Source organism: Plesiocystis pacifica SIR-1, from assembly GCF_000170895.1.
GTDB lineage: Bacteria > Myxococcota_A > Polyangia > Nannocystales > Nannocystaceae > Plesiocystis > Plesiocystis pacifica.
This window is the reverse complement of record NZ_ABCS01000127.1, coordinates 1-25,333: the sequence shown is the minus strand read 5'-3', so window position 1 is coordinate 25,333 and position 25,333 is coordinate 1. Positions and strand designations below refer to the sequence as shown.

Genomic DNA, 25,333 nt, shown 5'->3' with positions numbered 1-25,333 from the left:
GCCTCCGCGACCGCCTCACTCGGCTGACGGCCAGGCCTCGAGCACGCTGGCGACCGCGGTGCCGACTTGGGTCAAGTTGGCCGTCGCGTTCTGGACCGCCGTGTTCGCCTGGGTCAGCACCGCCGCCGCGCCGGCGTCGGTCGGATCCTCGAGCAGCTTCTTGAACGCCACGCCGGCCGCGGCGCTGCTGATCGCGCTCATGTTGCGCATGTAGTCGGTCGCGTCGGTGATCGCGAGGCCCAGGGACTGGGTGACCTGGGCGCGGACCAGCTCGAGGGAGAGCGCCTCGGCCTTGCCGAACACCAGGCCCTGGGTGGTCGTGACGGCGTCGACGACTTGCGGATTTACGGTCGTGGGCATGGCTCAGCCTCAGGTGCCTATCTTGGTGATCAACTCGACCGCCTTGGCGGTCGCCGCCGACGCGATCGTCTGAACGTTCTGTTGGGTCATGGTCGCGTTTTGCATCGAGTGGCCCACGGACTGGGCCAGCATCTGGTAGGCCATGGCCATGGCCTGGGCAGGGGCCTCCGCGACGACCTTGGTGTTGGTCTGAGTCAGCGAGTCCGTGATCTGTGGGTTGACTTGATCCGGCATCGCTCACTCTCCTCGGCCCTGGCCGCCCCTCGACTACTGCCCGCTCACCACGCTCATCAAGCTGTCCAGCCGGGCCAGGATGCCCGCGAAGCCAGCGTCGATCTTGGTCGCCGCGGCGGCGGCCGCCGCCGTCGAGCTGCCCATGAGCAGGTTGACCCCCTGGACCGCGGTCGCGTTGTTGAGCGCGTACTGGTTGCTCTGGGCGTGCACTGCGTTTTGCATCGCAAGGCCCGCGCTGGCGCTGGCGGTCTGGTAGAGCGTCGCCATGGCCTGGGCCGGGGCGACGCCCAGGGTCGAGGTGTTGACTTGGGTGATCGAGTCGGTGACTTGGTCGAGGGCCATGGGAAGCTCCGGTCAATGCATGCTGGGGTCGCGAGCGCGCGCCCCCCAGCGCGAAGAAAATCGGGGTACGCCGGGGCGGTGGTCCGCCCCGGCGCGGCGGCGCTCAGCGGAGCGCCTGGGTCGTCAACACCAAGCCGTCGAGCTTGGCGAGGACGCCCTCGAAGCCGGCGTCGATCTTGGTCGACGCCGCCGCCGAGGCGGCCGTGGGCGAGGTGTAGAGCAGGTTCACGCCTTCGACGGCCGTCGCGTTGTTGAGCGCGTACTGGTTGTTCTGGGCGTGCACCGCGTTTTGCAGCGAGATGCCGCTGGTGGCGCTGGCGGTCTGGAACAGCGTGCCCATGGCTTGCGCCGGGGCGTCGCCGAGGACCTTGGTGTTGACCTGCGTGATGGAGTCGCTGACTTGATCGAGTGCCATGATGGATATCTCCTAAGGGGAGAGACTCGAGCTCGCGCTCGAGGCCTCGAAGTTCAGCGCAGCGAGCGGGTGTTGAGGATCAGGCCGTCGATCTTGGCCATGACGCCCTCGAAGCCGGCGTCGATCTTGGTCGAGGCCGCCGCCGAGGCGGCCGTGGGCGAGGTGTAGAGCAGGTTCACGCCCTCGACGGCGGCCGCGTTGTTGAGCGCGTACTGGTTGTTCTGGGCGTGCACCGCGTTCTGCAGGGCGATGCCAGAGGTGGCGCTGGCGGTCTGGTAGAGCGTGCCCATGGCCTGGGCCGGGGCGTCGCCGAGGACCTTGGTGTTGACCTGGGTGATGGAGTCGGTGATGGACGGTTCGACGGTTGCGGGCATGATTCAGTTCTCCGAATTGTGTCGTTTTGACAGTGGGTACAAATGGATGGACAAAGAGTGCGGCGCCTCAGCGCAGCGAGTTGTTGTTGAGGATCAGCGCGTCGAGCTTGGCGAGGGTCCCCTCGAAGCCGGCGTCGATCTTGGTCGAGGCCGCGGCCGAGGCCGCCGTGGGCGAGGTGTAGAGCAGGTTCACGCCCTGGGTCGTCGCCGCGTTGTTGAGCGCGTACTGGTTGCTCTGGGCGTGCACTGCGTTTTGCATCGCCAGCCCCGCGGTCGCGCCCGCGGTCTGGAACAGCGTGCCCATGGCCTGAGCCGGAGCGTCGCCCAGGACCTCGGTGTTGACCTGGGTGATCGAGTCGGTGATTTGCTCACTCACGTTGGCGGGCATGATTCATACTCTCCTGTGCGATCGGTGAAGCTCGAGGGCTCCTAGCGGAGCGAGCGGGTGTTGAGGATCAGGCCGTCGAGCTTGGCGAGCACGCCCTCGAAGCCGGAGTCGATCTTGGTCGAGGCCGCGGCCGAGGCCGCCGTAGGCGAGGTGTAGAGCAGGTTCACGCCCTGGGTCGTCGCCGCGTTGTTGATCGCGTACTGGTTGTTCTGGGCGTGCACCGCGTTTTGCATTGCGATGCCCGCGGTGGCGCTGGCGGTCTGGTACAGCGAGCCCATGGCCTGAGCCGGGGCGTCGCCGAGGACCTTGGTATTGACCTGGGTGACCGAGTCGGTGATTTGATCATTCACGGTAGCTGGCATGACTGTTCTCCTTGGCAGTGTGCGGGTTGGGTTCGAGATGAACGCGAGGCCGCGGCCAGCGTTCTGGTTGGAGCTTCACGGCCCGGGCTCAGCCCCCGGACTTGCCGCCCTTGTTGGCGCCGACGCGGTCGAGCAACTCGGAGAACTTGGTCACGCTGTTGAGCGCGGTCTCGAATTGCTGCGCCGAGGCAGCGGTCGCCGCGGTGGGCGAGGACAGGACCAGGTTCACAGCCTCGACCATCACGGCGTTGCTGATCGCGTACTGGTTGTTCTGGGCGTGGACCGCGTTCTGCAGCGCCATCGCGGCGGCGGCAGAGGAGGTCTGGTACAGCGTCGCCATCGCCTGGGCGGGCGCGATGCCGATGGTCGTCACCGTCACCTGGTTCACGCTGTCCGAAATCTGCTCGTTGACTTTGTCGGCCATGATCGCTCACTCCCTCCGGACCTCGACGGCTACTGCTCGTCGGTCTTCCCGTCCGACTGGACGATGTTGAAGGTCATGGGCGCGGCCCGAGGCGCGTAGGTCTCGGCCAGCGCGCGCGCTGCCGCTGCGAGCTCGAGGGTGTAGTGGCTCTGTTGGTTCGCCACCCCATTGAGCGCGCTCATCCCCGAGGCGATGGCGTCGGTCTGGTTGCGCATGGCCGTGGCGAAGGCCGGGCTCGAGCCGATCAGCAGCGTGCTGAGCTGGCCGATGGAGGCGACGAGCTCGTCCGCGGGTCGCCCGGGTGGATACACGGGCATGGCTTGACCCTGCGCTGCGCCCTGGCCCTGCGCTCCGCCCTGGCCCTGCGCTCCGTCTTGGCCCTGAGCTCCGCCCTGGCCCTGAGCTCCGTCTTGGCCCTGAGCTCCGCCTTGGCCTTGGCCTTGCGAGCCCTGGCCCTCGGCCTCGCTCTGGGCTCCGACCTGGGCCCGGGCTCCCCCGTTGCTCTGGCCTCCGCTCTGGCCTCCGCCCTCGCCCGGGGTGCCGCCGGACTTGATCTTGTTGAGGTGGTCGACGGCCTCCGAGGCTGCCTTGCGCACCTTGTCGCGAATCTCTGTGGTCGCGGCCGCGTCCTCGGCGGCCGCGGTCGCCGAGGCCGACGCACGATTCGCGTGGGACTCGGCGAGCTTGGCCTCCTGCTTCAGGGTCTCCGACTCGGGTTGGGTGTCTCCGCTCATGATGAACTCTCGTCTGTGCTGTGTTTTCAGGAATTATCGGGGTTCTGCGACTTGGCGACGCGCCGCGGGGGCGCCACGACCGTGGCCGCGGGGACCCAGCCAAACACCAGCGCGTTCAGCTGGTTCGTGGACGCGACGACCTCATCGACGGGCATCCCCGCGACCAGCGCGGCCCCCCCCCGCGCGGTCGGGCGTCCGGAGCTGTGGAGCCCTCCACGGCCGCGCCGCGCCGCGGTGCCGGGCGCCTCGGGCAGGGCCTCGATTTCGCCGAGCACTCGCTGCAGCTGGTCGAGGGCGCCTCGAATGTCGTCTTCGTTCTTCTGGACCTTTGCCAGGCTCGCGGACGTCCGCCCCGACGCGAGCTCGGCCTGATCGGCGCTCGCTTTACTGCGGTCGACATAGCCCAAGATCGCGGAGTTCTTCTCGTCGGACATCGTACGTGGCAACCTGATGTGAACGCCCACGCGCAGTGGGCAGGACAGCCGCTAGAGGGTGTCGGCCGGCCTCGAGTGCTAGACGGGTGACCGCGTAGATCTGTGAACAAAAAAGGTCCTCATCACATCTCATTTCATCGGGCGTCACCTCAAAAGTGCGTCCGATGAATCCATGGATTTGGGCCTGGAAACTGACCGAGGTTTCGGTGTACTTGGCTCGCTTATATCTACACCATTATATTGCGAAAGTGAGTGCTCAGACTCGCCATCTAGAGGTCCCCGCAGTGAGCGAGGACGCGGACTCCGACGAACACTGGCGCGCTCGCCTCGAGGGGCACGTCGTCCAGCTCGCGGCGCGCAGCGGCACGACGCCGCCGCCCGTCGTGATCCACGACGGCATCGCCAACGCCGGATCCGACGGCCAACGAATCGCCCTCAACCCCGACTGGGCTCGCGAAGTCACCGCGTCCATCTGTCGAACGGACGGCCGGTGCAAGGAGGCGCTGCTCAAAGGAGTCGCTGCTCACGAGTTCGCCCACCACCTCCGCCATGGCGCACCCGTTCAGGACCCGCACGCCGAGGAGCTGCGCGCCGATCGCTGGGCGGCCGAGGCGCTGCTCGAGCAGGGTGCCAGCCTCGTCCCCTACCTGCGTCTAGTTGGCTCGGGCCCGGAGCGCGAGTCGGCGACGCACCCGCCCGCGTCGCAGCGGCGCCGCGCCATCGAGGCGAGCTGCCGCGGCTGCGCGGAGTGTTCACAGACGGAGCCCCAGCCCGTCCTCCCTTGGGAGCGAGTGATGTCCAAGCGAGACGACAAGTCGGATCCACGCCGCCGCGACGCGGCCCCCTTCCAACTCGTGCCGCCCTCGCCCGCTGGCGAGCGCCCGCGCCCGAAGCCCTCGGAGCTCGACGACTACGTCGAGGACCTCATCGACCCAAGCTACGGCGCCTACTCGAGCCGCCAGGTCGTGCGCGCCTGTGCCGAGAAGATGCTCCAGGGCTTCGAGGGCCTCCTGCCCAAGCGCGGGCGCGGAGGCGAGCGGGACAATCAGGATTGACCTGTGCCCGCCACGCCGCCCCCATTTCAGTCCAGCGGAGAATTTTATGCCTGGGCCGCGCAGGTCTTGTGCCGCAGCGGGCACCTGACCCGCGCCGAGGCCCGAATCTGCGAGCACCTCATGCTCGGTCGACGCTACATCGACGTCGCGTGCATCACCTCCGTGTCCGAGGAGACCGTCCGCTGGCACGCCAAGCGCATCCTCCGAAAGCTCGAGGCCGAGAGCACCCGTGAGTTCATCCTCGTGATCGGCCGCTCCCTCGACGACGAGCTCTAACTCTTCCAGACCCCTCGAGGGTCCGCTGCGCGCGCGGGCGACAACCCCCCCTCGGGGCGGTTGCTGCCGTGCGCGCGCTCGCCTAGACCGATCCCATGGGAAATGGGAACGACAAGGAGCCCACGGGGAGCCCCGCGGAGCGAGAAGAGCAGGCGCCAGCTCGAGGCCAAGATGAGCTCGCCGAGGACACTCCAGACGCGAGGCTCGACACACAGATCGACCTCAACTACGGGCTGATGGGCGTCAGCCCAGCCTTTGCGATGGCCTCGCTCTACCAGACCTCTGGACAGACCGTCGGCATCGGCATGCAAAACGCGGTGTTCGCTCAGGGGCTGCAGTACGCCATCAACAGCGCCGTCGTGTTGCAGTACCTGAGCCGCTTTGGCGAGAGCATGGGCGATCCGAAGGCCCTCGAGGGGCTCGAACAGTTCGTCAAGGGGCTGCGCAGCCAGGCCGCCAGCGCCGATCCGCCGAGCGTGTCCTGAGGCGCCTTCACCATCCTAGACGCGCGCGGCCGCGATCCGTGAACACGGTCGCGCGAGTTTTTTCCCCTCTCCAAAGCAGCGACGATCGACCATGGCCGACGACCCCCGCCTCGACAGTGGCAGCGCCGCCTACACCCGCCTGGCCGCCACCGCCGACCAGTGCCTCGAGCAGGGGCAGCAGCGCTGGGTCGCCGCCCTCGACCGCCAAGCGACGCTCCTCGACGCCCTCGCCCAGCGCGGCGTCGCCGTGGCCAGCGGGTCCGTCGACGCTCCCGCCAATGCGAGCGAAGGCGCGGGCGGAGGCGCGCCCTGATGGCCGCCAAGACCCTCGCGGACGCGCCAGAGAACGCGATCCAGGTCGTCTACGGCGTCCTCGACGACGACATCGCCATCTCCACCGAGACCCTCCAAAAGCTCCACCAACAGATGGACGAGATCGCCAAGGCCGCGATGCTCGTGGCCCTCGCCCAGATCGCCAAGGCGGCGGGCGGCTCGTGAGGCCTGGACCGTGAGCGAGGCCAGCACCCGCACCCAGCCCCTGGTGACCGCCGCCTCGGCCCTCGCCATCGTCGACGCCCAAGACTACTTCCAGCGCATGCAGGCCCTGTCCGACGCGACCGCGGCCGCCGCTGTCGCCAAGGTCGTCGGCGAGGGGCAGCTGCAGTACATCCCCGTCATCGCCATCGCCGAGGCGACCAAGGCCGCCGCCGCGGTGACCTCTGCGGCCGCCAGCGCGGCCGCGGCCGGCGTGGCGACGGCGCTGCTTTGATTCACAAGCGGCGGCAACACCCGTCTACCCAGCGAACCAGATCGAGGACAGACATGACTGCAGCATGGTTGGACACACGGAGCAAACAACTCGGAGAGGTGAGGCGAACATGGAGCCTCATCGATGACCCGGAGTTCAAGGGCGACCATGCCAGCGCCATGGCCAAATTCATCAGCCTCGGGGAGAGCACGATTATTTATATGACCGAGATCGTGGTCAATATCTGCCCCGACAACTGTGAATCGAAGCTGAGGCACGTGCTCGAGAACTATATCGAGTTGCGTGAGACTCAGCTCTCGCTGGGCGCCGAGATGAATGCTCGCGCGCAGCGGATGGTCTACCGCCCCAAGGGCTCGACCCTGCCCCCCTGGCAAGAGGACGAGCGCTGCGCCAAGCACCTGCACGCCTGCGCCCGCGCCATGACCCAGTTCATCGACGGGCTGAGCGACGATATCAAGTGCAACCTCAGCTGCGAGCCCGCCCGCGAGGGCCGAGGCCGGGGCCGCGACCCCGAGCGCGAGCGCAGTCGCGACCGCGACTGCGGCTGTCGAGACTGAGCGTCGCGGGCGGAGGCCGGGCCCGGGCCGCTCCATTCACGAGCGTCGCGGTCCGTACGTCGAAGATCGAGCTGTGTGATCTTCGCCGGGCGGGCTTGCGACGCTCTTTTTTGTGCCCTCCATCGCCAAGCGGTGATTCACGACTCGCCGCCTCGACCGTCGAGTGTCTAGCGAGGCTCGATGACCACACAGACGCTGAATGAGCGACGCCTGGCCCTCGCCGGGCTCGAGACCAAATTGACCCGCGAGGTCGTCAACCCCATCAACGCGGCCTGGACCCCGGCGGTGACCGACGCGGCCAAGTCCGTCACCGACCTGTGGCCGGATCGCCTGAACGCGGCGACGACTCAGCTGCAGCAGGCCTTCGCCGCCTACCGCCCCCTCGTCGAGGTGCCCAGCCCCGGCCCCCGCGGACCCGCCGTCGAGCGCGTCGAGGCCAGGGCCGCGGCCCTCGACGCCGAGCTCGACAGCTGCGTCGCGGCCCTGGTCGAAGCCAAGCCCTTCAAGTCAGACGCGCAAAAGCAGACCATCGACGATACCCGCGACACCCTGAACGCGGCCAAGCTCGCGCTGACGAGCTGGCTGGGCGACTTTTGCCGCTTCGACGCCAGCGTCCCCAGCACCCCTGCGCTCCCCCCGGGCACCGGGAAGCCCCCGGGCGAGGCCACCCCGACGGGGACCTCGCTCGCCAACAACACGCCCTTCCCCGTCGTGCTCACCGCCAAGATCGCCGACCCGCGCGACTGGGCTTCGACCACAGCGCGCCCCGATCGCAGCTTCTGCGACACCCCTCTCGCCCCCTTCGGCTCCCTCGAGGCCCAGGCCGACCTGGCCACCGCGAGGCGCTCGGCCTCGGTGACGATGACCGCCAAGATCGCCAGCGCCCCGCCGCAGACCGTCACCCTCACCTACGATCAGCGGGCGGCCCTCGGCTCCGCCACGCTCCGCCGCCTCGGTCCCTACGGCAGCCAGCCCAGCTTCGTCGTCAGCCAGTCGACCACGACCGACGCCGCGGGCCTGCCGACGCTGCGCCTCATCCTCACCCAGGGAGGGCGCTAGCCATGCCATGGATGACCCAGCTGCACGGGACCGACGGGCTCGGCTTCGGCCAGCGGCCGCTGCACCAGATCACCATCCCCGGCACCCACGACGCCGGCTGCTACGTCGACCACGCCTTCGGCAACATGCTGTCCCGGACCCAGACCCAGGACGTCGGCCACCAGCTCGCGGGCGGGATCCGCTACTTCGACCTGCGCCCCTATCAGGCCAGCTACGTCGGCGGCCGCGAATTCTGGACCTTCCACGGGCCCTACACCGGCGGACGCCTCGACGGCCCCGCCGGCATCCTCGCCCAGGTCGCCAATTTCCTCGGCGCCCTCCAGGCCACCGACCGCGAGCTGGTCATCCTCAACCTCTCGCACTTCGGCTGGGCGATGCCGTTCAAAGACGCCGACCACCAGGCGCTGATCGACGCGCTCCAGCAGATCCTGGGCGACCACCTGGTGCCCCACACCCAGGCTGCGCTCAACCTCTTCGACGCCCCTTACGACACGATCCTCACCGACGCCAATGGGGTCACCGCGTCGCGAGTGGCCGTGCTCTACGACGGCGCCCTCGACCAGCGGCGCGAGGCCTACGTCACCGCCAACATGGCCAGCCTCCCCGCCGGCTTGTTCGTGCTCTCGCCCAAGTACACCCCGGCGGCGAACCCCATCTACCTGTTCGATCAATACGCGAACACCAACGACCTCGCCGCGCTGCAGGCGGACCAGCTCACCAAGCTGAACAACCGGGCCAACTATCCCTATAGCGGAGTCAACGAGGCCTGGGCCCAGCAGGCCGGAAACTGGACCCCGAACGCGGCCGGCGGAGTCAACGGGACGCTGCACCTGTTCTCCTGGACCCTCACCCCGCAGCCCTACTCGGACCCGCTGACCGCCGCCAACGCCCGCAGCAACCCGGCCCTGCCCCGAGTGTTCTCCGTGGGCGACCGCGTGGTGCGGGCCGACGGCCGGGTGAGCGCCTGCGCCGGGCAGGCGTGGACGGCGTGGAATTACGTCCCGGGGACGGACAACCAGATCAACATCCTCTACGTCGATCACTACGCCTCGCACCGCTACGTGAACCTCGGCTCGCCCTTCACGGGCCTGGCGATGCCGGTGGCCTTCGCCGCCCAGCTCAACGTCGGCCCGGTGCGGCCGATGACCTGGTGAGCTGGAGCCTCCCGGCCAGCCCTCGCCCAGTCCGTAATTTCTGCCCAGTCTGGTGTCGAGCTTGGAGCATGCGGACCTCAGCGGCGCCCTCGACCCGACCCCTCTCCCTCGTGGCGCTCGGGGTGACCCTGGCCTGCGCACCCGACCCTGGCCTCGAAGACGGGCCCGCCACGGTGGGCGACGAGTCCGGAACGGACGAGGCCTCGGCGGGCACCGAGGCGGGCTCGACGGGCAGCGACGACGGAACTGGCGGTGAGCCCGAGCCCCTCCCCTGCGCCCTCGAGTCGGACTGCGGCCTCGGACAGGTCTGCGTCGACGGAGCGTGCGCCTGCGTCGGGTGCGGGTGCGAGGACCAGGGCGCGCGCTCGGGGCAGGGCCCCCGCGCGGCCTCGGCGGAGGGCTTCGCTCGCGGCGCTCGGCCGACGCCCCCGCCCCTGACCCTCGACCTCCCGGAGCCCGACTGCGAGGAGAGCGACGAGTGCCTGCCCGGGCTCGCCTGCGTCGGGGGTGACTGCGTCGAGACGAGCCCTTGCGTCGACGATCAAGACTGCCGCGCGGACTGGAGCGATCGTTTCTGCGACGCCGAGCTGGGGGTGTGCGAGCCGAGAGCCTGCGACTACCTCGAATTCGAAGATCAAGAGTGTGCGCCCGGGGCCCTGTGCGCCGTGGGCCGCTGCCAGTGGCTGGCCCAGCCCCCCGCCTGCGCCCAGGCCCTCGCCCTCGCCCCCGCCCCCATTCAAGATCTGAGCGCGGGCGCCGAGCAGCTTCAGTTCATGGTCTTTGATCTCGACGGCGACGGCGACGAAGAGCTCCTGCGCCTCGCCGACGGCGGCATCGACAGCTTCGAGCTCGCCGACCCACGAGCCCCCGAGCTCGGCTTTGGCTCCCCGACCCCCCTGAGCCTCGAGCCCGGCGAGGTCCCGACGCGCCTCGCCCGCGGAGACCTCGAGGGCGACGGCGTCGACGAGCTGCTCCTCACCACGGCGCGGCCCATGGGCGTCTCGATCTACGCCACCGGGCCCGCCCCCGCCCGCGTCGCCAGCGTCGAGTTACCTTCGTCGCCGACCTCGGCCGCGCTCGTCGACATCGACCGCGACGGGCTCGTCGATCTGCTCACCCGCGGCGGGAGCGAGGGCGCCGCGTCCTGGGACTGGTGGCTCCACCACGGCGCGTCGGAGTACGAGCTGGTCTGGACCACCGACTACGCCGCGGAGTACGAGCTGGGCCGGCTCCTCCCCGAGGCCTACGCGCCGGCCTACTGCCAGAGCGCCACGGCCAGCGAGGCCCCCGGCGGAGGAAGCTGGGAGACCATCCACATCCTCGACTTCGAGGGCGTCGACCGCGAGCTCCTGGTCTCCCTACGCCCGCGCGCCGACCTCGAGCTGTTCCGCGGCGTCGTTGGAGGCGGGAGCGTCGAGGGCCACAGCTGGACGGGCTCCGCCGGTCCCCACGGCGCCCTCGTCCTCGGCCGGCCCATGGGCGGCCGCCGCTACGTCGAGCTGGCCACGGACCCGCAAGCGACGATCCTCGGCCTGTTCGACGAGATCGGCGGCGGCGACCTCGAGCGACGCCACGCCATCACCTCGCACGCAGACTCGAGCACCGCGAGCGTCATCGCCGTGGACGTCATCGACGGCCAATTCGAGCCCACCTGCGTCAGCGACCTCGAGCTCGGCCCGGGCATCGTCGAGCTGAGCCTGGGCGACTTCGACGGCGACGGCCGCGACGAGCTCCTCGCCGAGCTCGCCAGCGGCGAGCACCAGCTGTGGTTCGGGGCTCCCTGAGCCGGGCATGGCGTCAGCCCCCGTCAAACCTCGACGCTCGAGGCTGGACATGCCCGAGGGCCCGGCCTCAACCGAGCTGGGCAATCTCGCGGAGCCACAGCGCCGCCTCGATGCTCTGCTCGAAGCGCGAGCGCGGGTCGGCGTCGGGCAGCCAGGTCCCGTCGGACTCCTGCCGCTCGCGCAGCACCCCGGCGATCCGCCAGGCGAACTCGCGGTAGTCGGACTCGCCCGTGACGCGGGCGAGCAGCGCCAGGCCCCAGCCGAGGCCGTGGGCGGTGTGGCTCGCCAGCACCCGCTCGAAGCGGTCCCCTTCGAGGACGAAGGAGGCGAAGGATCGGGCGGTCCGCAAGTGCGCGGTGGACAGGTGGCTGGCGTTGCCCGTCGCGCGGCCGAGCTGGACCAAGAACGCGATCGCGTAGCCGAGCGCGGCCCAATTTTGATCGGGCTTTTCGGGGTCGATCACCTGGTTTTGGATCTCGCGCGCGTTCCAGGTCTCGAGCAGGTCGCCAGCGTCGTCCATCTGCAGGCGCAGGCGAGAGCGATCGGCCTGCCGCTCCCAGAACAGCCGAAGGCAGTGACCCGCCGCGAGGGCGAGGGGCAGCTCGCCGCAGTACAGGGCCGCGAGGCCGAGCTGGGCGGTCGTCGCCAGATCGACGATGTTGTCCCCGTCGCCGCTGTGGTGGCCCGCGCGGCAAAAGCCGCCCAGGCCCGGGTGGGCGTAGCGGCGCAGGTGGGCCCACCCGACGCGAGCCAGATCGAAGCGCCCCGCTCGCTGGGAGCCGATGACCAGCCAACCATCGACCGAGGGGTCCTCCTCCACCACTCCGGCCACGAAGCTCCCGTCCGGGCGTTGGTGCCGTCCAGCGAGGTGGTCGAGCATCCGCTGGCAGCGACGGCCGTGGCCGGCGAGCAGCAACAAGAGCGGGGCCTTGGCGTAGCTGCGGGGCTCGTCGTTCGCCTCGCTCAGTGAGCCGTCCTCCCGAGAGCTGGCGAGCAGCCATTCTACGGTCGCGTCGGAAGTAGCTCGGAACGATTGAAGCGTGGCGTCGACCATGCAGGCCCATGGTGCCGGGCTCAGCCCGGTTTGTCTCGCCCCGATCGCGTCACTTGGCGTCAAGTCCCGTGAAATTCGAGTGAGCCGGCGGAGGTTCGCCGGCCGGGCGCGCCCTGACGGGGGCGCGACGCCGTCCAGCCCCCGCCCGCGACGGTGACCCCTCCCAGATCGAAGAGCGCGGGACAGCGCTCCTCGGCCCGGGAGACGGCCTCGCTCAGGCCGATTGTTGTTGTCCAGCGAGGTGGAAGTAGATGCCGCTCGCGCTCCACGCGATCGGGGCCGTGGCGGCGATGCCCACCACGGCCACGATCGCGCTCCCGAACACACACAGCTGCGCCACGTGCCCTGCCCCGATCAGCATGCTCGCGGTGGCGATCCAGGGGTCCTCCCCGTCGGCGATCGCGGCGATCGCCACGACCACGCACAGCGCCCCGTAGATGCCGTCGAACAGGCAAGCGCGCTTGTAGCCCCCCGCCGAGGTCCCCGCGTTTTGAATCAAGACGGCGTCGATGCAGCCAACGATCGCCCGTATGCCGCCCAAGATGGCCGCCAAAATACTGTAGATCGGCTTGTCGTAGATGAAGGCGATCATCACGTAGAAGATGACCTTCGCCCCCGCGACGATGCCGCCCAGGATGTTCAGGTTGCCCGAGGTCTTGGGTTGGTCGAGCAGCGCCATCGTCATCGTGTACTGGTTCATCAGCCCGCCGACCCCCGTCGCCCAGGCGAGCACCCAGTACTTGGACGAGAGCTCCACGTCCCCGAGGAAGTCCGTGAACTCGTCCCAGGCGTTGGCCGCCAGCGAGGTCTCCGGGAAGGGCGCGACGCCGAATTGGATCTTGTGGCTGACCGTGGCCGGGATCGCGATGATCAGCGCGACGAGCTCGATGATCGAGGGGATCTCGACGCCGCCGAAGATCTCCTGGTTGAAGGCCCGGAGCTCCAGGAGCTTGGGCCGGTAGTTGAACACGAACTCGATGATCTCGATGGCCGCGATGAACAGCTCGAAGAGCACGTCGCTGACCGTGTTGAGCACGTTGAGCAGGGCCCCGCCGACGGCGAGCATGAGGTCGCCGAGCTTGACCAAGGCGGTGCTCAGGTCGCCCTTGGACAAGGCCTCGAGGGTGTCGCCGAGGTCGGCGAACGACTGCTTGACGTCGTCGTCGACGTCGTCGAGGCGCTCGAGGGGTTCGATCAAGTTGCTCGGGAGCTTGGCGAGGCGCCGGGACAGCTCTCGGGAGAAGTCCGACTCGCCCATGGTCAGGTGCTCGGACACCCAGTTGACGATCCACTCGAGCTTCTCCGTGGCTTCGGAGAACACCTCGGTGATGAGGTTGTTGCCGTCGTTGTCGCTTTGCCGCGCGCGGAGGCTCGCGCCGCCGTCCGAGCGGGCGTTGGTCATCAGCTCGCGCAGCTTGTCGAACTCGGCGTTGACCGTGCCCTTGAGCGAGCTCGCCCCCGACTTGATCGCGCCCATGAAGTCGTCGAACACGCCGATCACGACCTTTTGAGTCCGCTGGATGTCCCCCCAGTCGAAGGCGAAGCGCAGCCAGTCCACGAATTCCTGGACCCCGACCTCGATGGCGTCGATGGCCTTGCCGATCAGCTCGCCGATGGCCTTGGAGGTGTTGACCAGCACGCGGATCGCCGGGACGTTCTCCTCGAGGAACTCGAAGGTCACCTCGAGGCCCTGCCGGGTCGCGGCGCCCCCGGGGATCAGCCCGTCGACGATGGCCTCGCCGAGCTTCTCCGGGTCGCCCTGCTGCGGCTTGCCGACGATGAACTGGGCGACCTTTCCGATCTCGCCGAGCACGGACTGAGCCAGGCCTGCCTGGGCCTGCGCGGCTCGCATCGCGGCCGCGGCCGGGTCGAGGGGCTCGTGACGGACCTTGCCGGTCTTGGGATCGGTGCCGAAGGCGAAGTGCTCGTGATCCATGGCCGAGGCGTCGACGTCGCGGTGATTTTGGCGTCCGTCGCGGGTCTCGCTCTGGCCGTGGGTCATGGCCCGCGACAGGCACTGGATCGTCTGTTGGACCGCGGCGCAGTCTTGCTTCGAGACCTTCTTCTTGTCGACGAGCCCGGACTCGAACAGCGCGTCCTGGGGCATGCGCGCGATCTTCTCGTGCATCTCCTGGTCCGGGAAGACGTCGATGTGGGTGTCCCGCATCATGGCGTCGGTGCGCAGCATCAGCTCCGGGGCCCCAGCGCCCGTGGGCTCCATCTCGATCACGACCCGGCCAAAGCCGTTGGGCGCGACGCGGACGGGGCGCTCGGGGCCGACGACGTAGTGCTTGCCGCCCACGCGGATGCGCGCGCCGTCCTCCCACGAGCGGATCTCGACCTCCTTGACCTCGGGGTCCTCGACCTGCACCGTCGTGCGGAAGCGCGAGACCTTGCGCATCCGACCGCGGACGTACTCGTAGTCCTCACTCAGCGAGCTGAGCGTGCGCAGCCCGACGCTCTTGGCCTCGACCGGGACGGCGATGTCCACGGAGCCGAGGGTCTTCAGCGCGCCCATGAGCGCGCCGGTTCGGCTGTGCTCGAAGGGGACCGCCTCGCCGCGAAAGCGCGAGCGGGGGTAGAGCCCCGCGACCGTGCCTGGGCCCGTGTCCGCGGCCAGCACGCGCACGGCCCTGCTCTCGAGCTTGGGCTTGGCCCGGCCCTTGGCCTTGCTCTGGCGCCTCGCCGCCGCCGTCGCGCACAGCTCGTCCAGGCTCGCGGCCCGGGTCTTCTCGCCCCGCTCGGCGTACATCCGAAGGTCGACCGGGTGAGGGTTGACGTCGATGCGGGTGGGGAGCTTGCAGTACTGCGAGCTCAACAGGCTGGAGAGGTCCTCGACGTCGCCGTGCAGGCGCACCCAAAAGGGGTTCTTGGCCGAGGCCGAGGCCGCCTTGTCGAGCTTGGGCAGACCCAGGTCGAGGAACATCACCACCTCGCCCTGCTCGGCGCGCACGTCCCAACCGACCCCGGTGCTGAAGGTCAGACCCAGCAAGTTGGGCTGGCCCGAGGGCGTGACGATCAGCCAAAAGTAGGTGCCCCGGCGATCCGGGTCCGCGCCGCGGATCACCGAGCCCACGGGCAGGCGAAGCTTGACGGGCCGACCGCTCGCGTGGATGCGGTCGGGCAGTGGTTTGTGGGCGCCGCGTCCGTCCACGCGGAACAGCGCGCAGTTGCGGACGGGGGCGTCGAGCAGGACCTCGATGGTCTTGCCGGCCTTGTTCGAGCGCAGGGCTCGCTCGGTCACGTCGATGCGCTGCCCGCCCGTATCGGCGACCTTCAGCGTGGCCGCGACACGATCGAGGGAGGGGATCTTGGCCGTGAGGGTGTCCCCGACCTGCGCCGTCACGCTGCTGCTGCTGTAGGCCGGGACGACGCACAGGACCTGCGCCTCCCCCTTCTTGGTCCCAGACGCGAAGATCTTGACGGGGAAGGGCGTGCGGTTGGTGAGCGCGATGGTCTTGCGAACGACAGGGGGCTTGGCCGGTCGCTTGCTCGGGCGGCGTTTGCGAGCCTTGCCCTTGGCGCCCGGGAAGGTGGGCCTTTTCTCGTTCGGCGCGGCTTTCTTCTTGGGCTTGGCCTTCTTCCTGGGCTTGGCCTTCTTCTTGGGCTTGGTCTTTTTCCCTGCTGCCTTCCGGGCGCTCTCTATCGCCTTGCGCAGCTTGTCGGCATCTTTTTTCGTGGTTTTTCCGGCCATTGCCCCACCGACCCATGCAAGTCTCGCCCCAAGTCAGGCCGAGCGCATCCCCTCACAATCCACATACCTTGAACCCAATATATGTTCTCTCGCCCTGCTGGAGCTGCAGCCGTGGAAACACTGACGCGTGCGAGACTCACAGCCGCGAGAGGTTCCGAGTACCCGGCACCGAGGGGCGGGCTCACAGCCGGTAGCGGTTCTCGGCCCGAGTGGGGCTGAGCACGCGTACGCGCGAATCCATGGCCAAGGCGTGGATGAAGCGGGGGGAGGCCTCGACGACGGCCGCGCGTGCGACAGGGAAGTACTCGACGGCCTTGGGCTGCTGGCGAGTGGCCTTGGACACCCGCGCGAGGATCGATGCCGCCCGTCCCTCGAGAGGGTGATCGGCAGCACGGCTCGACGCAATCACGATGCAGCGGACAACCCCCCCCGAAAAGCTGGACCCCAAACGTGCTGTTTTCATGAGGGCGGGATCACGGAAAAAGGGGGGCTCGACCGGTCGCGGGCCAAAGCCCCGTTGGCCGTGGGTGCCGAGGAGCTCGAGGGCCCGCCGAGCGTCGACGAGCCCATGGCGGCAGCGCGACTCGAGGCCCTCGATGGGTCGCGCGCCGCGGATCAGCGCCGAGGCCAGCTGCCCCGGGGTCGCGCGCGGACGCGCCGAGGCGAGCAGCGCCGCGATCCCAGCTACGAGCGCGCAGGCTTGCGAGGTCCCGCCCATGGTCCGCAGGCCTTCACCGCGGGAGTCGGCCGAGGCGAAGGTGCCGGGGGCGAGCAGGGCCGGCGCCACGCAGCGACCCGCGTCGTCGAGGACCCGCGCGCAGTAGCCCGGGACCTCGCCCGCTTCGGTGATCGCCCCCACGGACAGCACCCCAGGGTAGCGGGCGGGGGACAGGGGTCGAGCGGGCCCATGATTGCCGATCGCGCACACGCTCAGGACCCCCTCCCGGCGCAGGGCCTCGAGCATCGTCCACAGCACGGGGTTGTCCCCCTCGAAGCCCAGAGCCATGCACAGGACCCGCACGCCCGAGCCGCGCAGCCAGTCGAGGCCGCGGAGGATGCGTACGAGGTTGTCGCCCGCGTCGATGACCGCGGCGGAGCGCAGCCGGGCGCGGGGGGCCGCGCCGATCGCGAGGCCCTCGACGCTCCCGCCACAGACGATCGCTGCGGTGTGCGTGCCGTGGCCGAGCTCGTCACGAGGGTGCTCGCCAGCCGGGCGGCCGCGCGCGTCGGTGTCGAGGAAGGCCGCCACCCGCCGGCGGAGGACCGGGTGCTCGGCGACGCCGCTGTCGAGGTGACCGATCTCGACCCCCTGGCCCCGCACGCCCGCGCGCCACAGCGAGCCCACCCCAACCGCCCGGAGTCCCCAGCTCAGTCGCACCCCGAGAGTGTGGGCTCGAGGCGAGGTCGGGGTCAACGCAGCACAATTGCAGGGTCGGCCTGAACTCGTCTGGGCCGACCCTCCGAGCACCTCCGAAGCACACCTCGCTCGCGCTCATTCGGCCGCCGACGCTCGGGCTCCAAAGAGCCCGAGCGCGCGGGCGAGGGTCCACAGCGAGACCGCCCCCAACGCGATGGGCACCACCGCGCTGACCCCGATCCAGGTCAAGGCGTAGACGAGGCCCCGCGCGGCCGCGCCGGCCCCACCAGCCGGGCGCATGCCCGTCAGCGCCTCGAGCCCCTGGCCCCAGCCCGCGAGCTCCATGGCGCCCCAGCCCGCGGCCACGAGCGCGCTGAGCACGAGCACCCACGCCCGCAGGCCGAGCTCGCGCCAGCTCTGGCCGCTCACGCGAGCACCCCCAGGACCCGGGCCCACAGCGGACCCGAGCACAGCGCGTAGCTCAGGACCGCGTCCCCCACGGCGTTGCTGGCTCGAAAGCGCAGGCGGCCGCCCGCGTCGTCGGGAAAGGCCGCGTAGTTCAGGGCCGCGAGCAAGCCCTCGAGGTAGGCCCGATCGTCAAAGGCGCGGGCGCCCAGGACCGCGAGCCCGCTCGAGCCGGGGCTGGCGTCGAGCAGGGGAAGGACCGGGCCCGAGTCGACGTCCATGGCTCCCTCGCCGCGCCTGGGCCACTCGCGGGCGTAGCCAAAGCCCATGACGCTGCGCCCGAGGGTGGCTCGGGCGCGCTCGTACTGCCCGCGCGCGAAGCTGGGGTCGATCACCTGAAGGTTGTGGGCGGCCATCCAGATCGAGCTGCCCTCGGGTCCGTCGAGGGTCTCGCCGTCCCAGGTGTAGCTGGACACCAAGAGCCCGCTGTTGGCTTCGACCAGGCTCGCCCGAGCCTGCGCGAGCCAGTCTCCGGGCAGCGCGGCGTCCACCGACACGCCCGCCGCCTCGGCCACGCGCAAGCCCGCCAGCGCCGTGGTGTTGCAAAAGGTCCAGCACTCGTCGGGGTAGCTCTCGGCGCTCAGGCCTGGGCCGGCCCGCATCTGCGCGGCGACGAGCTGGGCCCGGGCTTCGATGTGCTCGCGCACCGCGACCCCTGCGAGGGTCGCCCCGGCCTCGACGAGCTCGAGGGCGGCGAGCATGAGCAGCAGCTCGCCGTCGACGAACAGGCTGCGCGCGCCCTCCCCTCCCCCGCAGCGCCATGGCTTTGCGCGCGCGTAGGGCAGCAAGAAGAAGTACATCGAAGCCTCGGACTCGGCCTCGAGGGTCGCCGCGACGATGCCCCGGGCCACGTCGAGGTAGCGCGGCGCGTCGGCGGGTCGGCGCAGCGCCAGGTTGGCCAGGGCCAGCACCAGGAAGGTCCGCCCCATGAAGTCCCACTCGGGGTTGGTCGAGCGCATCGCCAGCAGCGCGCTGCGGTCCCGACCTTCCCAGGTCTGCAGCTGGCCCTCGACCAGCGCGAGGACCCAGGCCGGCAGGGGGGCGTCGCCGTAGAGCCCGGCGGTCTCGGGCGTGAACAGTCGCGGTGCGGCCGCGCGCCAGCCCAGGGCGCTCAGCCCCAGGCACGCCGCGCCGCCGAGGAACTCCCGTCGTGTTGGCACACCTGCGGTCTAGCGCGAGCGATGAACGAAGAGCGGGCGAGGACAACCCGAGATCGGCGCAATCCCGTGCAAGTCCCGTGCAGCGGGATGCAGCATCGCAGCAGCAGAAGCTTGGCAGCGCGCCGAGACTCGGGCACAGTCGGGCGATGTCCGGTCGCGCGCGCTTGCTCGTCGGCGTCACGTCGGCGCTCGTGGGGCTCCCGCTCGTCGCCGGAGGCGCCCTGCTGGGCGGCGGCGGGCTCGAGTACGTCGTCCCCCACGAGCCCCGCCCCTGCGACCACCTGTTGACCGGCCCGCCCGTCGTCGCCCACCGCGGCTTCTCCTCCGTCGCGCCCGAGAACACCCAGTCGGCCTTCGCCGCCGCCGTCGAGCTCGGCGTGGCCTTCGAGCTCGACGTCACCCTCGCGGCCACGGGCGAGGTCGTCGTCCTCCACGACGACACCCTCGAGCGCACGACCACCGGCGCCGGGCTGGTCGGCGAGGCCAACCTCGACACCCTCCGCACCCTCGACGCCGGCTCCTGGTTCAGCCCCGAGTTCGCCGGCGAGCCGCTGCCCACCCTCGACGAGGTCCTCGCCCGCCACGGCGGCGCCGTCGTCATCGACATCGAGCTCAAGACCACCGAGCTCAAGGCCGAGCTCGCCGCCGGCGTCGTCGAGCTCGTCCGCGCCCACGAGCTCGAGGACGAGGTCCTGCTCAGCTCCTTCGACCCCTACATCCTCGAGCAGGCCCGGCTCCTCGCCCCCGAGCTGCGCCGCGGGCAGCTCCTGGGCACCTTCGAGGACGCCGACCTCTCGTGGCCCGAAAAGCGCGTGTTGCAGAACTTGGGCCTCAACGCCCAGGCTCAGCCCGACATCCTCATCGGCGGGGACGCCTTCGTGACGGCGGAGTGGGTCGCGCGCCAAAAACAGCGCGGCTACACCGTGATGGTCTACACCATCAACGACGCCGCCCGCATGACGCAGCTGCGCGAGTGGGGCGTCGACGCGATCATCACCGACGTGCCCGATCAGCTCCTGGCGAGCCTCGAGTAGCGACTCGAGCAGAGGAGCGCATGGCGACGAAGCGCCCCAGTCCCCAGCTCGCTGTGGGGCAGAACAAAACTCAGTCGCCTCGGCGCGCTGCCACGGCGTCGCGGACGATCCGCAGCCAGATCGCCAGCTCCGCAGCGTTCGACACCCGCCCAGGATCCACGCGCTCGAGCGCCATCAGGGCCCGCTCGGGCTGGCCCCGCTTCCACGCGATGCGAGCCGCGAGCAGCTCGTCGATGGCCACGCCTTCGGCCCGGGCTCGCCCGATCAACGCGTCGGCGGCCGCCCAGGCCTTTTGCAGCGCCAGACCTGCGATGGCTCGGTTCATGCGCTGCTCTGCGCTCTCCCCCTCGCGGGCAGGGAAGCCCAGGCGCGTGGCCTCGCTGCGCGCGCCCAGGTCGAGATCGAAGATCCGGCTGACGCCGAGCAGGCGCCGGCTGTCCAAGCTGGCGGTGACGCGGGGCAGCTCGACGGGCAAGGCCGGGAGCGGTCGCCAGGTCTGCGTCGACCACAGCAAGAGCTCGCCGGTGTAGGTGTTGGCCATCAACAGCGCACCGTCGGGCGTGAAGTCGAGGCTCATCATCGGGACCGGGGCCTCGCGCAAGACCGTGAGGGCCTCGACCTCGCCCTCGACCTCGCCCCAGACCTCGACGTGACCGTGCTGCGAGCCCACGGCGAACAGCGTCTGCTCCCCGCGCTCGCCAACCGCGACGCCGTAGGCCGAGCGGGAGTGCGGGGACTCGAAGTGCTTGGCCCCGGTCGCCAGGTCGACGACGGTCACCGAGGTCTGGCTGGCGATCCGGCCCGAGACGTAGGCCCGCGCGCCCCCGGCGTCGACGTCGATCTCCCAGATGTACTGGCCCGTGTCGTGGCGCGCGACGACGGCGTCCTGGTCGAAGTCCCACACGTGCAGCACCCCCTCGGCGTCGCCGATCAGCGCGGCGGCGCGCCCGGGCAGCATCCGCACCGCCGTGAGCTTGCCGAGCGCGGGGTCGAGCTTTAGCTGCCCCAGGGGCGCGCTCGACTGGGTCAGGTCGAAGCGCCACGCCTCACCGAGCGCGGCGATGAGCGCCGCCCGGCCCTGGCCGTCGAGGTCGACGCGGAGCCGCTGGCCCTCGATACCCTCCCCGAGCTCGTCGAGGGTCGCGCCCGTCAACGGATCGACGATCGAGTTCGGTCGACCGACGAAGAGCTCGACCAGCTCCCCCTCGCCGACGTCCCCGGAGCTCACGAACTCGACCGCCGCGTCGACCTGGGCGTGGGCCCCGGGCCCGGTGCTCCACGCGGACACGGTCTCCTCGGTGTGGGTCAGCCAGTAGGGCTCGTCGAGGGCCAGGGGGAGCAGCTGACCGTCGAGGGTCCGCTCGCCGAGCCACTCGCCCTCGCGGGTCCACTCGTGAACCCTCAGCTTCGCGTTCTGGGCGTAGATCCGCTGGCCGTCCGCCGAGAAGTAGCCCGACCCCGTCCGAGCCGGGGTCGGGTCGTGCCACAGCATCTGGCCGCGGTCGAGGTCCCACAGCTGGACCCCCCTGTGCTCGAAGCTGAGGACCAAGAGCCGTCCGTCGTGGGAGATGTTCTTGGTGTTGCTCCCGGGCAGGTCGTGGAGCATGCGGCCCCTCACCGCGTCCCACACCTGCGTGCGCGCAGCTCGGGCGTGGGTCGGGACCCGATCGGGGTCGCAGGTGATTCGGCCACAATCGCCGCTCACCGAGTTCGGCCGCCCACACTCGAAGGAGGCCCCGCGGGCCTCCCCAGCCGAGAGCGACCAGCGCTGCAGCCGGCCCTCGTGGTCCTCGATCATCACGTGCTCACCGTCGCGGCACAGCCGGTGCGAGGCGCCCTCGGGCAGCGTGGTCACGAGGGCGTCGTCGAGCAGCCTCCGGACCTCGACGCCAGCGTCGCCCCGAACCAGGGCGATGAAGTCCTCGCCCTGAACCCCGACGCCGCGCTCGAGCAAGCCGGGGAGCTCGCCCTCGAACAGACGCGTCCCAAGCAGCCAGTCGTAGACCCCCGCGCGCGTCCGGTGCTGCCAGACAATCCGATGCCCGTCGGCGCTCGCCCCTCCCACCCAGCTCTCGCTCGGAAGCTGGAAACGGGCCAGCGGGGGCGGGTTCTGCCCGTCGACCCAAGCGGAGACGAGGTCGACGGCGACCGACGAGGCCTCGGCCCGCGCGAAGCTCTCGCGCGCCGCGTCGAGGAGCCCGACGGCGTCACGAAACTCGCCGCCGCGCGCGAGCGCCAGCCCGAGGCCGACCTGGGCCTCGCCCTCGCGGACCTGGGCCTCGCGCTCGGCCTCGAGGGCTCGGTCGCGCGCCGCCGTCGCCTCGTCGCGCGACGCGGTCGCCTCGTCACGGGCGAGCGTGGCTTCGTCTCGCGCCCGCTCGGCCCGGTCGCGCGCCGCCGCCACGTCGCGCAGGTACAGCACCCCGCCGACCATCAACGCCGACAGCCCCACGGCCCCCGTCGCCGTCGCTGCCGCGACCGTGGTGCGGTTGCGGGCCGCCCACTTCTGGACCCGCTGCAGCCAGCTGTAGCGGACCACCGACACCGGCCGGGCCTCGAGGTAGGCCTGAATGTCCGCGCTGAGCTCTGCCACGCTCGGGTAGCGGTCGTCGGCCTCGAGCGCCATCGCCTTCAGCACGATGGCCTCGAGCTCGCGGGCGACCGAGGCCCGGGCGCTCGGCGGCTCGAACTCCCCGCGTGAGACCTGAAACAAGACCGAGGCCACCGAGCCCCGGAACGGCCGCTCACCGGTGAGCAACACGTAGAGCAGGATCCCGAGGGCGTAGACATCGGTCCGGGTGTCGACGAGGTGGTGCTCGCCGAGGGTCTGCTCCGGGGCCATGAACGCCGGCGTGCCCATCAACGCCCCGTCGACCGTCAGCGCGCCCTCGCTGCTGCTGCCCTCCCCCTCGGGGGGCGCCTCGCCCAGCGGCGCCGCGGGCTCGATCCTCGAGGCGCCCGTCGTCCGCTCACCGAGGCGCCTGGCCAGGCCCCAGTCGAGGACCATGACCTCACCAAACTCCCCGACCATCACGTTGTCGGGCTTGAGGTCGCGGTGAATGATGTCGCGGGCGTGGGCGAAGGCGACCGCGTCGCAGACCTTGCGAAAGATCGTCAGCCGCTCATGGACCGATCCGAGGGCGCCGTCGTCGAGGAGCTGGGCGAGGCTGCGCCCGCGCAGCCGCTTCATGGTGAAGAACAGCGCGCCCTCCCCGTCGACGCCCAGATCGTAGATCGGCACGATGTTCGGGTGCTCGAGGCTGCCGCTGAGCTGGGCCTCGCGGAGGAAGCGCGCGAGCACCTCCGCCCGAGGCCTGCCCTCGGAGCGGATCCGCTTGAGCGCGACGTCTCGCTCGAGCCGCAGATCGTCGACGAGCCAGACCTCGCCCATCCCCCCGCGGCCGAGCAGCTTCGTCTGCCGGTAGCGCTCGCCGCTCGCGAGCGCAGCCTTGCTCGCGCCACCGAGAGCCCGCAGGGCCTGGGCGAGGGAGTCCTCGCTGGCCTGGCCTGGCGCGGCGGCGAGCAGCGTCGCATCCTCGCCGATCGAGGCCTTCGAGACGTCGAAGGTGTCGTCGACGCTCCACCCGGCCGCCTCGGAGGAGGACGCCCCCGGCACCATCGTCGGCTCCTCGCTCGGGGGCGGTGCGAGGGTCTCCTCTTCGCTGAGCGGAGGGCGGGACAAGGCCGGCACAGGGTAGCAGTTACTAGGGCCGGCTGAAGACCATCAGCCCGCCCTCGGTCCCCGCCCCAAACGCCAACGCGTCCGAGAGCGCCACGCCCCACACCCGATTCGACGTGGGCACCGAGGCCTTGACCGTGGGGCTCGCGGGATCCGAGATGTCGGCGACGACCAGGGTCCCGGGCATGTTCACGCCGCCGTCGTCACAGGCGACCCAGGCCTCGTCGCCGTCGATGGCGACCCCGTAGGCCAGCCCGTCGACGGAGAGCGAACCGACCTCCTTGGCCGCCTCGGGGCTCGAGATGTCCATGACTCGAAGGTCCCCGGCGTTGTCGGCGATGACCGCGACGCCGGCTTCGGCCGCGACCCCGTAGGCGCGCACCTGCGTCGGGACCGAGGTCACCAGCTGCAAGCTGGCGGGCGCGCTGATGTCGAGCACGCCCATGCCTCCGGGCCCGTCGGCGACGAAGGCCCAACTGCCCACGACCGCGGCGCCCCCCGCCCAGCCCTGGGTGGTCACCGCCCCCACGAGCTGGGGCGCGCCCGGGGTGGAGATGTCGAACACCTCGACGCCGTTGGTCGGATCCGAGTCGCCAAAGGCCCCGTCGATCGAGCCGACGTAGACGTGCCCGTCGGCGGCGGTCAGACCCCGAGCGAAGGCCGTGGTCGCCTGGGCCCCCGCGTCCTGGGGGTTCGCGGGATCCGAGACGTCGACCACCCAAAGGCCCCCGTTCCAGGTCGCGAGGTAAGCGTAGTCCCCCACCAGCACGACCTCGTAGGCCACCCCAGGACCCCCCACCGCGCCCAGCTCGACGGGGCTCGACGGGTCCTGGACATCGACGATGTGCAAGCCGGCGTTCGCGGCCGCGACGAATACGAGGTCGTCACGATGCGCGACCCCGAGGGCCGGCCAATCCCCGAACATGCTCAGCTGCTCGAGCTCGCCAGCTCCGCCCGTCTCCGCTCCGGTCTCCGTCTCGCCCTCGGACTCGGTTTCGGTCGCCGTCTCCGTTTCCGTCTCGCCCTCGGTCTCCGTCTCCGTCTCCCCATCGAGCGCATCGTCGGCATCGCTCGACGTCTCGCTGGAGTCCGAGTCCACCTCGCTCTCCGCGGAGGTACAGGCAGCAGCGCAAGCAACGAGCAGGCAAGCCAGCAGCTGCTGGCCTCGCATAGTGAAAACTGGGCGGTACATGGCAGTCTTGCGGCCGCTTCGAACGGCTGGCCTCGCCCAGACCCTAGCAGTCGAGCGTGCTCGATGGGATCCAGCGCGCCTTCAACGAGGGGCAGGGCGGGGCCAATAAGGTGTCGATGGCGGACCTCATCGTGCTCGGCGGCAACGTCGGGGTGGAGCAGGCCGCGGCCGCGGGCGGGCACAGCCTCGAGCTGCCCTTCACCCCCGGGCGCACCGACGCGAGCCAAGACCAGACCGACGTCGAGTCCTTCGCCGTGCTCGAGCCTGGGGCCGACGGCTTCCGCAACTACGCGAGCGCCGGCTCCGAGGCCGTCGCCGAGCGCCTGCTCCTCGACAAGGCCCACCTGCTGACCCTGAGCGCGCCCGAGATGACCGCGCTCGTCGGCGGCATGCGGGCCCTCGGGGCGACCCACGGCGGCTCGAAGCAGGGTGTGCTGATCTCACGGCCGGGGGTGCTGAGCCACGACTTCTTCGTCAACTTGCTCGACATGT

28 protein-coding genes and 1 pseudogene are annotated in these 25,333 nt (G+C 70.4%); 12 read left to right on the top strand and 17 right to left on the bottom strand.

Features of this window, described 5'->3' with window-relative positions; translation table 11 throughout:
* Nucleotides 1–15: 15 nt before the first annotated feature.
* From PPSIR1_RS36730 to PPSIR1_RS36685, 10 genes are all read right to left on the bottom strand, one after another.
* Nucleotides 16–360 carry a RebB family R body protein gene (locus PPSIR1_RS36730; RefSeq protein ID WP_006976348.1) on the bottom strand — a complete coding sequence of 115 codons (345 nt, stop codon included), beginning with the start codon at nucleotides 358–360 and terminating at the stop codon, nucleotides 16–18.
* Between the two features lie 9 nt (nucleotides 361–369).
* Nucleotides 370–594: a RebB family R body protein gene (locus PPSIR1_RS36725; protein WP_006976347.1), complete on the bottom strand. Its 225-nt coding sequence runs from the start codon at nucleotides 592–594 to the stop codon at nucleotides 370–372.
* Between the two features lie 33 nt (nucleotides 595–627).
* Nucleotides 628–936 (bottom strand): RebB family R body protein, encoded by a 309-nt coding sequence (locus PPSIR1_RS36720; RefSeq protein ID WP_006976346.1) that lies wholly within the window; start codon nucleotides 934–936, stop codon nucleotides 628–630.
* A 103-nt stretch (nucleotides 937–1,039) separates the two neighbouring features.
* On the bottom strand, nucleotides 1,040–1,351 hold the full coding sequence (locus PPSIR1_RS36715) for a RebB family R body protein (protein ID WP_006976345.1): 312 nt from the start codon (nucleotides 1,349–1,351) through the stop codon (nucleotides 1,040–1,042).
* A 53-nt stretch (nucleotides 1,352–1,404) separates the two neighbouring features.
* Nucleotides 1,405–1,725 carry a RebB family R body protein gene (locus tag PPSIR1_RS36710; RefSeq protein ID WP_006976344.1) on the bottom strand — a complete coding sequence of 107 codons (321 nt, stop codon included), beginning with the start codon at nucleotides 1,723–1,725 and terminating at the stop codon, nucleotides 1,405–1,407.
* A gap of 67 nt (nucleotides 1,726–1,792) precedes the next feature.
* Nucleotides 1,793–2,113: a RebB family R body protein gene (locus PPSIR1_RS36705; RefSeq protein WP_006976343.1), complete on the bottom strand. Its 321-nt coding sequence runs from the start codon at nucleotides 2,111–2,113 to the stop codon at nucleotides 1,793–1,795.
* 41 nt (nucleotides 2,114–2,154) lie between these two features.
* Entirely contained in the window at nucleotides 2,155–2,475 is a 321-nt protein-coding gene (locus tag PPSIR1_RS36700) for a RebB family R body protein (protein ID WP_045117477.1), read from the bottom strand.
* Nucleotides 2,476–2,563: 88 nt separating this feature from the next.
* Nucleotides 2,564–2,899, bottom strand: a complete 336-nt coding sequence (locus PPSIR1_RS46990; RefSeq protein ID WP_006976341.1) for a RebB family R body protein — start codon at nucleotides 2,897–2,899, stop codon at nucleotides 2,564–2,566.
* A 29-nt stretch (nucleotides 2,900–2,928) separates the two neighbouring features.
* Nucleotides 2,929–3,633, bottom strand: coding sequence for a RebB family R body protein (locus tag PPSIR1_RS36690; RefSeq protein WP_006976340.1), 705 nt, complete (start codon nucleotides 3,631–3,633; stop codon nucleotides 2,929–2,931).
* 26 nt (nucleotides 3,634–3,659) lie between these two features.
* Nucleotides 3,660–4,067 (bottom strand): hypothetical protein, encoded by a 408-nt coding sequence (locus PPSIR1_RS36685; protein ID WP_045117476.1) that lies wholly within the window; start codon nucleotides 4,065–4,067, stop codon nucleotides 3,660–3,662.
* Nucleotides 4,068–4,351: 284 nt separating this feature from the next.
* Here PPSIR1_RS36685 and PPSIR1_RS36680 point away from each other — a divergent pair, with 284 nt between their 5' ends.
* From PPSIR1_RS36680 to PPSIR1_RS36635, 10 genes are all read left to right on the top strand, one after another.
* Nucleotides 4,352–5,122 carry a M48 family metalloprotease gene (locus PPSIR1_RS36680; RefSeq protein ID WP_006976338.1) on the top strand — a complete coding sequence of 257 codons (771 nt, stop codon included), beginning with the start codon at nucleotides 4,352–4,354 and terminating at the stop codon, nucleotides 5,120–5,122.
* A gap of 3 nt (nucleotides 5,123–5,125) precedes the next feature.
* On the top strand, nucleotides 5,126–5,398 hold the full coding sequence (locus PPSIR1_RS36675; protein WP_157596371.1) for a helix-turn-helix transcriptional regulator: 273 nt from the start codon (nucleotides 5,126–5,128) through the stop codon (nucleotides 5,396–5,398).
* A 95-nt stretch (nucleotides 5,399–5,493) separates the two neighbouring features.
* Nucleotides 5,494–5,883, top strand: a complete 390-nt coding sequence (locus tag PPSIR1_RS36670; protein WP_006976336.1) for a RebB family R body protein — start codon at nucleotides 5,494–5,496, stop codon at nucleotides 5,881–5,883.
* Between the two features lie 91 nt (nucleotides 5,884–5,974).
* The gene (locus PPSIR1_RS36665) at nucleotides 5,975–6,196 is read left to right on the top strand and encodes a hypothetical protein (RefSeq protein WP_006976335.1); all 222 of its coding nucleotides are present in this window, start codon (nucleotides 5,975–5,977) and stop codon (nucleotides 6,194–6,196) included.
* A complete protein-coding gene (locus tag PPSIR1_RS36660; protein WP_006976334.1) occupies nucleotides 6,196–6,381 on the top strand; it encodes a hypothetical protein in 186 nt (61 codons plus the stop codon). Before PPSIR1_RS36665 ends, PPSIR1_RS36660 begins: the two co-directional genes overlap by 1 nt.
* Before the next feature lie 10 nt (nucleotides 6,382–6,391).
* Nucleotides 6,392–6,652 (top strand): hypothetical protein, encoded by a 261-nt coding sequence (locus PPSIR1_RS36655; RefSeq protein WP_006976333.1) that lies wholly within the window; start codon nucleotides 6,392–6,394, stop codon nucleotides 6,650–6,652.
* A 158-nt stretch (nucleotides 6,653–6,810) separates the two neighbouring features.
* Complete coding sequence (locus tag PPSIR1_RS36650) at nucleotides 6,811–7,209, top strand: hypothetical protein (RefSeq protein WP_157596370.1); 399 nt, start codon at nucleotides 6,811–6,813, stop codon at nucleotides 7,207–7,209.
* A gap of 180 nt (nucleotides 7,210–7,389) precedes the next feature.
* The gene (locus PPSIR1_RS36645; RefSeq protein WP_006976331.1) at nucleotides 7,390–8,268 is read left to right on the top strand and encodes a hypothetical protein; all 879 of its coding nucleotides are present in this window, start codon (nucleotides 7,390–7,392) and stop codon (nucleotides 8,266–8,268) included.
* A gap of 2 nt (nucleotides 8,269–8,270) precedes the next feature.
* Nucleotides 8,271–9,422 carry a PI-PLC domain-containing protein gene (locus PPSIR1_RS36640; RefSeq protein WP_045117475.1) on the top strand — a complete coding sequence of 384 codons (1,152 nt, stop codon included), beginning with the start codon at nucleotides 8,271–8,273 and terminating at the stop codon, nucleotides 9,420–9,422.
* A gap of 68 nt (nucleotides 9,423–9,490) precedes the next feature.
* Nucleotides 9,491–11,206: an FG-GAP repeat domain-containing protein gene (locus PPSIR1_RS36635; protein WP_157596369.1), complete on the top strand. Its 1,716-nt coding sequence runs from the start codon at nucleotides 9,491–9,493 to the stop codon at nucleotides 11,204–11,206.
* Between the two features lie 67 nt (nucleotides 11,207–11,273).
* On the opposite strand, the gene PPSIR1_RS36630 is transcribed toward PPSIR1_RS36635, so the two are convergent.
* The 5 genes from PPSIR1_RS36630 to PPSIR1_RS36610 form a co-directional block, all read right to left on the bottom strand.
* Complete coding sequence (locus tag PPSIR1_RS36630; RefSeq protein ID WP_006976328.1) at nucleotides 11,274–12,260, bottom strand: hypothetical protein; 987 nt, start codon at nucleotides 12,258–12,260, stop codon at nucleotides 11,274–11,276.
* Between the two features lie 214 nt (nucleotides 12,261–12,474).
* Nucleotides 12,475–15,954, bottom strand: coding sequence for a hypothetical protein (locus PPSIR1_RS44855; protein WP_006976327.1), 3,480 nt, complete (start codon nucleotides 15,952–15,954; stop codon nucleotides 12,475–12,477).
* A gap of 181 nt (nucleotides 15,955–16,135) precedes the next feature.
* Entirely contained in the window at nucleotides 16,136–17,332 is a 1,197-nt protein-coding gene (locus PPSIR1_RS44850; protein ID WP_157596368.1) for a S8 family peptidase, read from the bottom strand.
* Nucleotides 17,333–17,446: 114 nt separating this feature from the next.
* A complete protein-coding gene (locus PPSIR1_RS36615) occupies nucleotides 17,447–17,740 on the bottom strand; it encodes a hypothetical protein (protein WP_006976325.1) in 294 nt (97 codons plus the stop codon).
* Complete coding sequence (locus tag PPSIR1_RS36610; RefSeq protein ID WP_006976324.1) at nucleotides 17,737–18,936, bottom strand: hypothetical protein; 1,200 nt, start codon at nucleotides 18,934–18,936, stop codon at nucleotides 17,737–17,739. The genes PPSIR1_RS36615 and PPSIR1_RS36610 overlap by 4 nt, the downstream gene beginning before the upstream one ends.
* Nucleotides 18,937–19,082: 146 nt before the next feature.
* Between PPSIR1_RS36610 and PPSIR1_RS36605 the strand changes: the two genes are divergently transcribed.
* Complete coding sequence (locus PPSIR1_RS36605) at nucleotides 19,083–19,970, top strand: glycerophosphodiester phosphodiesterase (RefSeq protein ID WP_006976323.1); 888 nt, start codon at nucleotides 19,083–19,085, stop codon at nucleotides 19,968–19,970.
* A gap of 70 nt (nucleotides 19,971–20,040) precedes the next feature.
* Here the strand turns inward: PPSIR1_RS36605 and PPSIR1_RS44845 are convergent, their stop codons facing one another.
* Together PPSIR1_RS44845 and PPSIR1_RS36595 are read right to left on the bottom strand one after the other, a co-directional pair.
* A complete protein-coding gene (locus tag PPSIR1_RS44845) occupies nucleotides 20,041–23,652 on the bottom strand; it encodes a serine/threonine-protein kinase (RefSeq protein WP_157596367.1) in 3,612 nt (1,203 codons plus the stop codon).
* Nucleotides 23,653–23,674: 22 nt separating this feature from the next.
* The gene (locus PPSIR1_RS36595; RefSeq protein ID WP_006976321.1) at nucleotides 23,675–24,748 is read right to left on the bottom strand and encodes an LVIVD repeat-containing protein; all 1,074 of its coding nucleotides are present in this window, start codon (nucleotides 24,746–24,748) and stop codon (nucleotides 23,675–23,677) included.
* Nucleotides 24,749–24,894: 146 nt separating this feature from the next.
* Here PPSIR1_RS36595 and PPSIR1_RS36590 point away from each other — a divergent pair.
* Nucleotides 24,895–25,333, top strand: a pseudogene (locus tag PPSIR1_RS36590) (peroxidase family protein); the annotation flags it as partial.

Coding starts and splice junctions, on each gene's coding strand:
- PPSIR1_RS36630 (WP_006976328.1), bottom strand. CDS start 12,260: ATGGTCGACGCCACGCTTCAATCGTTCCGAGCTACTTCCGACGCGACC.
- PPSIR1_RS36725 (WP_006976347.1), bottom strand. CDS start 594: ATGCCGGATCAAGTCAACCCACAGATCACGGACTCGCTGACTCAGACC.
- PPSIR1_RS36705 (WP_006976343.1), bottom strand. CDS start 2,113: ATGCCCGCCAACGTGAGTGAGCAAATCACCGACTCGATCACCCAGGTC.
- PPSIR1_RS36645 (WP_006976331.1), top strand. CDS start 7,390: ATGACCACACAGACGCTGAATGAGCGACGCCTGGCCCTCGCCGGGCTC.
- PPSIR1_RS36685 (WP_045117476.1), bottom strand. CDS start 4,067: ATGTCCGACGAGAAGAACTCCGCGATCTTGGGCTATGTCGACCGCAGT.
- PPSIR1_RS36660 (WP_006976334.1), top strand. CDS start 6,196: ATGGCCGCCAAGACCCTCGCGGACGCGCCAGAGAACGCGATCCAGGTC.
- PPSIR1_RS36605 (WP_006976323.1), top strand. CDS start 19,083: ATGTCCGGTCGCGCGCGCTTGCTCGTCGGCGTCACGTCGGCGCTCGTG.
- PPSIR1_RS36690 (WP_006976340.1), bottom strand. CDS start 3,633: ATGAGCGGAGACACCCAACCCGAGTCGGAGACCCTGAAGCAGGAGGCC.
- PPSIR1_RS36650 (WP_157596370.1), top strand. CDS start 6,811: ATGGCCAAATTCATCAGCCTCGGGGAGAGCACGATTATTTATATGACC.
- PPSIR1_RS46990 (WP_006976341.1), bottom strand. CDS start 2,899: ATGGCCGACAAAGTCAACGAGCAGATTTCGGACAGCGTGAACCAGGTG.
- PPSIR1_RS36640 (WP_045117475.1), top strand. CDS start 8,271: ATGCCATGGATGACCCAGCTGCACGGGACCGACGGGCTCGGCTTCGGC.
- PPSIR1_RS36665 (WP_006976335.1), top strand. CDS start 5,975: ATGGCCGACGACCCCCGCCTCGACAGTGGCAGCGCCGCCTACACCCGC.
- PPSIR1_RS36700 (WP_045117477.1), bottom strand. CDS start 2,475: ATGCCAGCTACCGTGAATGATCAAATCACCGACTCGGTCACCCAGGTC.
- PPSIR1_RS36710 (WP_006976344.1), bottom strand. CDS start 1,725: ATGCCCGCAACCGTCGAACCGTCCATCACCGACTCCATCACCCAGGTC.
- PPSIR1_RS36730 (WP_006976348.1), bottom strand. CDS start 360: ATGCCCACGACCGTAAATCCGCAAGTCGTCGACGCCGTCACGACCACC.
- PPSIR1_RS44855 (WP_006976327.1), bottom strand. CDS start 15,954: ATGGCCGGAAAAACCACGAAAAAAGATGCCGACAAGCTGCGCAAGGCG.
- PPSIR1_RS36670 (WP_006976336.1), top strand. CDS start 5,494: ATGGGAAATGGGAACGACAAGGAGCCCACGGGGAGCCCCGCGGAGCGA.
- PPSIR1_RS36635 (WP_157596369.1), top strand. CDS start 9,491: ATGCGGACCTCAGCGGCGCCCTCGACCCGACCCCTCTCCCTCGTGGCG.
- PPSIR1_RS36720 (WP_006976346.1), bottom strand. CDS start 936: ATGGCCCTCGACCAAGTCACCGACTCGATCACCCAAGTCAACACCTCG.
- PPSIR1_RS36715 (WP_006976345.1), bottom strand. CDS start 1,351: ATGGCACTCGATCAAGTCAGCGACTCCATCACGCAGGTCAACACCAAG.